At 75.6% G+C, this 3,427-nt stretch carries 4 protein-coding genes and 1 pseudogene; 2 read left to right on the top strand and 3 right to left on the bottom strand.

Annotated features, from left to right (window positions below):
* The first annotated feature begins 124 nt into the window (after window positions 1-124).
* Entirely contained in the window at window positions 125-1,258 is a 1,134-nt protein-coding gene (gene alr, locus ACFE67_RS14635) for an alanine racemase (RefSeq protein ID WP_375407602.1), read from the top strand.
* Between the two features lie 32 nt (window positions 1,259-1,290).
* Complete coding sequence (gene tsaE / locus ACFE67_RS14630) at window positions 1,291-1,701, top strand: tRNA (adenosine(37)-N6)-threonylcarbamoyltransferase complex ATPase subunit type 1 TsaE (protein WP_375407603.1); 411 nt, start codon at window positions 1,291-1,293, stop codon at window positions 1,699-1,701.
* Between the two features lie 66 nt (window positions 1,702-1,767).
* On the opposite strand, the gene ACFE67_RS14625 is transcribed toward tsaE, so the two are convergent.
* From ACFE67_RS14625 to ACFE67_RS14615, 3 genes and pseudogenes are all read right to left on the bottom strand, one after another.
* Entirely contained in the window at window positions 1,768-2,487 is a 720-nt protein-coding gene (locus ACFE67_RS14625) for a hypothetical protein (RefSeq protein ID WP_375407601.1), read from the bottom strand.
* A gap of 127 nt (window positions 2,488-2,614) precedes the next feature.
* Complete coding sequence (locus ACFE67_RS14620; protein WP_375407600.1) at window positions 2,615-2,965, bottom strand: GntR family transcriptional regulator; 351 nt, start codon at window positions 2,963-2,965, stop codon at window positions 2,615-2,617.
* A pseudogene (locus tag ACFE67_RS14615) lies at window positions 2,962-3,427 on the bottom strand (hypothetical protein); the annotation flags it as partial. The pseudogene ACFE67_RS14615 and the gene ACFE67_RS14620, both read right to left, overlap by 4 nt.

The raw sequence follows: 3,427 nt of genomic DNA, 5'->3' as shown, positions 1-3,427 counted from the left end.
CCGGTGCGCCGACCCCCCGCCCGCACGGCCGTCACACCGCTTCGCAGCGCGCCGCTGCTCGAGGGGCCCGGAACCGCGTGTGGCCGACACGGGCCTGGTCCGCGAACCGTGGAGGGTGCCTCGGATGGGCGGTGAGGAGGGGCGGGAGCACCGGTCGTCCGCAGCGCCGATCCGGCGTGCGCTGATCGATGCGGGGGCCATCGCCGACAACGTCCGGGTGCTGCGGAAGCTCGCGGGAACGGCCGAGTTCCTCGCGGTCGTGAAGGCGGACGGCTACGGTCACGGCGCCGAGACGGCGGCCCAGGCGGCGCTCGAGGGCGGCGCGACGTGGCTCGGCACCGCGGACCCGGAGGAGGCGCTCGCGCTGCGCCGCGCGGGCGTCGAGGCGCCGCTGCTGGCCTGGATCCTGCACACCGCCGCCGACTTCGGTCCCGTCGTCCGCGAGGGCGTCGACCTCGGCGTCTCGTCGGAGGAGCAGCTGCGGAGGGTCGCGGCCACGGCTCCCGGGGCGGCCGTGCAGATCAAGCTCGACACTGGCCTCAGCCGGAACGGGGTGGACGCGCGGCAGTGGGGTCACGTCTTCGAGACCGCGGCCGAGCTCGAGCGGCACGGAGCGCTGCGCGTGCGCGGCCTGTTCAGCCACCTGTCCAACACATCGCCGGAAGAGGACGCGCTGGCGGAGTCGCGCTTCGCCGACGCGGTCCGGCTGGCGGGGGGAGCGGGCCTCGAACCCGCACTGCTCCACCTGTCGAGCACCGCCGCGACGGTCACGCGCGACCAGTCGGCGTACACGATGGTCCGCTGCGGCATCGGGATCTACGGCGTATCGCCGTTCGGCGATCCCGCGCGGGTCCCCGCGGGGCTGAGCGCCGCCATGACGCTCACCACCGAGGTCGCGGCGATGCGGCGGATCGGCGCGGGCGCGGGCGTCTCGTACGACCACGTCTGGCGGGCGGGCGAGCCGACGACGCTCGCCCTCGTGCCGCTCGGCTACGCGGACGGCGTGCCCCGGGCGGCGTCGAACCGCGCCGAGGTGCTGATCGGCGGGAAGCGGCGGCCGGTCCGCGGCCGGATCGCGATGGACCAGTTCCTGGTCGACGTCGGGGACGACCAGGTGCAGGTCGGTGACGAGGTGGTGCTCTTCGGGGACCCCGCGACCGGCGCGCCGTCCGCGGACGACTGGGGCGGCTGGGCGGGCACCATCGGCTACGAGATCGTGACGTGCATCGGCCCCCGGGTCGAGCGGGTGCCGGCGTGACCCAGCGCCTGACCGTCCCCGATCCGGAGGCGATGCACGCGCTCGGGGTCCGCCTCGGTTCCGCGCTGCACGCGGGCGACCTCGTGGTGCTGACCGGTCCGCTCGGCGCCGGCAAGACGACCCTGACCCGCGGCATCGGCGAGGGGCTCGGCGTGCGCGGGCCGATCAGCAGCCCCACCTTCGTGCTCGCCCGCACCCATCCCTCCCTCGTCGGCGGGCCGCCGCTCGTGCACGTCGACGCCTACCGGCTGTCGTCCGCCGCGGAGCTCGACGACCTGGACCTCGACTACGCGACGTCAGCTGTGGTCGTGGAGTGGGGTGCGGACCTGGTCGACGGCGTCGCGGAGTCGCTGCTCGAGCTCCGTATCGAGCGGGAGGCGGACGACACCCGGACCGTCGATCTCGACGGCACCGGTCCGCGCTGGGCGGGGTTCGCGCTGTAGTCGAGATCGACCCGCGTCACCCGGCGCCACCGGCGGACCTGCCCGTGGCAGGTGCCGCAGCCGGCATCAGCAGGTACCGGTGGCGTTCCTCGACGGGAAGGTCGCGGTTCGCTGCAGCAGCAGCACCGTGCCCGGTGCGGGCGTCGCCCAGTCGAACCCGTACGGTGCGGAAGCGATCACATCGGCGGAGCACAGCCCGAAGCGGGTCGTGATGCCGTACACGGTGTCTCCCGCGGCGATCGCGTACAGGTAGCGGACCTGGCCCGCGGGTGCCGACGCGCCGGAGTCGCTCAACCGGGAGCCCATCGGTCCGGCGAACGCTGCGGTGCCGGAGGCGGTCGCACGCGCGCCGCCGTCCTCGAAGATCCCGGTCAGTGCGCCGCCTGCGGGCCTCGGCCCGCTCGTGCTCGTGCTCGCCTCGGACGTCCGGGGCGATGCGTCCTGCGACGGCGCGAAGTGGCTGCTCGCCAGCACACCGCCGACCAGTGCGGCGACGATCACCCCACCGGCGGCCGTCCCCACGACGATCGGCCACCGCCGGGACCGGCCGGCCGGTCGGCGTTCCGGCGTGTCGGGCTTGGGCGGTTCGGGAGTCCGTCCCTCTGGCTGCTGTGTCTCGGGGTCCTGGGCCACGGGTTCGGCGCCGGGCGCTCGCCGGGCCTGCCGCTCGGCGCTCGCGGTGCCGTCTCCGACGATCTGCAGGTAGGACGCGAGGTCCGTGGAGGAGGCGCCCGGACGGTAGAGGCGGCGGCGCATCGCCTCCAGGTCCTGGGGTTCCGGCTCCACCTCCGTACGGTACCTCGGGCAGTCGGGTCGCCCGGCCGGATCGGAGACCGTCGGACGGCGGCGCGAGCGCCGCGGTCAGCGGCGGCCCGCCCGAGTCGCGCCGGTGGGGTGGAGCGGTGCTCACCGCTCAGCTGTGCCGTGCTCGGAGGAGGGCGACCATCGCGCCGAGGTCGAGCCCGCTGCCGCGCGCCGCGGCGATGTACGCGTCGGCGGCCGAGCGCACCGCACCATCGGCCTCCGCGGTCCCTCCGACCCGCGTTCCCCTCCCGCGGGCGGTGACGACGAGGCCCGCGCGTTCGAGCTCGGTGTACGCGCGGGCCATCGTCCCGGCGGCCAGGCCGAGGTCCGACGCCAGCTGCCGGATGGACGGCAGCCGCTCCCCGGGCGCGAGCTCGCCCGCGAGGATCGCGCCGGCGAGGCGCTCCCTGACCTGCTCGAACGGCGGGACGGGGCTCGCCGTGTCCACCTCCAGCTTCACGCCGCGACCGGCTCGCGCTCGACCACGCGACCGAGGGTCGCGACGCGGACCACCGCGACGGCGAGCGCGGCGACGGCCGCGGCGGCCGAGAGCAGGCTCACGATGCTCTGCACGATCGCGAACGGCTCCAACCCGATCGCTCCGACCTGCGTCAGGATCTTCCAGGCCACCCCCGCGGCCCAGAGCACACCGGCCAGGTAGAGCAGCAGACCCGTGGTCGCGATCGTCGCGAGCGTGCGGCCGACCGCCAGACGCCAGGCCGCATCGACGGCGTCGTCCGTGCTGACGGCGGGCAGCAGCACCGTGCGGCGGACGGCGACCACCACGGCGAGCACGAGGACCGCGGCGATCACCAGGACCGGGACGCCGTAGAACCAGCCCGGGTAGGGGCTGCCCCACGCGCTGACACCGGGCCCTGCCGCGGAGAACGCGCGGCCGGCGCTGTCCCCGGTCCTGTCCGCG

Origin of the sequence: uncultured Amnibacterium sp. (assembly GCF_964244015.1) — a bacterium.
Lineage (GTDB): Bacteria > Actinomycetota > Actinomycetes > Actinomycetales > Microbacteriaceae > Amnibacterium.
The sequence above is the reverse complement of the archived record's forward strand: the minus strand, read 5'-3'. Positions and strand labels throughout refer to the sequence as shown.